General features: G+C 37.5%; 1 pseudogene. It reads right to left on the bottom strand.

The annotated features are described in order from the left end of the window. Positions 1-460: pseudogene (locus QM450_RS10620) on the bottom strand (transposase); the annotation flags it as partial. Positions 461-558 lie beyond the last annotated feature (98 nt).

Below are 558 nucleotides of genomic sequence, written 5' to 3'. Positions count from 1 at the left end.
TTAGCCTCACTTTCTTTTGCGGGCTTTAAGGACTTTTTTTCGTGTTTTTTCCTATCTAAATCAATCTCAACTGCCAATTGTTCACTCATAAATTTAGCTTGTTGGTCTACCATTTCCTTACGATACTTGTGACTATTAGCCGCCGCTTTGATATGGGTACCATTAAAGTTAGTCCGAGAAACCAACGATAGGCTACGTTTACTTCAATCTCTTTCATGGTTTGGCGCATGGAACGGATACCATAAAAACACTTGATCAAAGGAATTTTGACTAACATGACGGGATCAAGACTAGGACGACCATTATCTGGACTATAGGTATCTTCTACCAAGTCATAGATAAAGTCAAAATCAACCTTTGAATCTACTTGTCGAAGAAAGTGATCTTTTGGGACCAATTCGTCTATTGTATAGAAACCATATTGCTTACGATTATAGTCAGGTTTTTCTTTGTGAAACATAGGGAACACCTCACAACTCTTCTTACCTCTATTATACGACTTTACACAAAGAAAAGCCCTTAGAAACTTGACTTCCAAGGACTTTGTCTTCAATCTGA

This window comes from Streptococcus infantis (assembly GCF_047464615.1).
GTDB lineage: Bacteria > Bacillota > Bacilli > Lactobacillales > Streptococcaceae > Streptococcus > Streptococcus infantis_Y.
The sequence above is the reverse complement of the archived record's forward strand: the minus strand, read 5'-3'. Positions and strand labels throughout refer to the sequence as shown.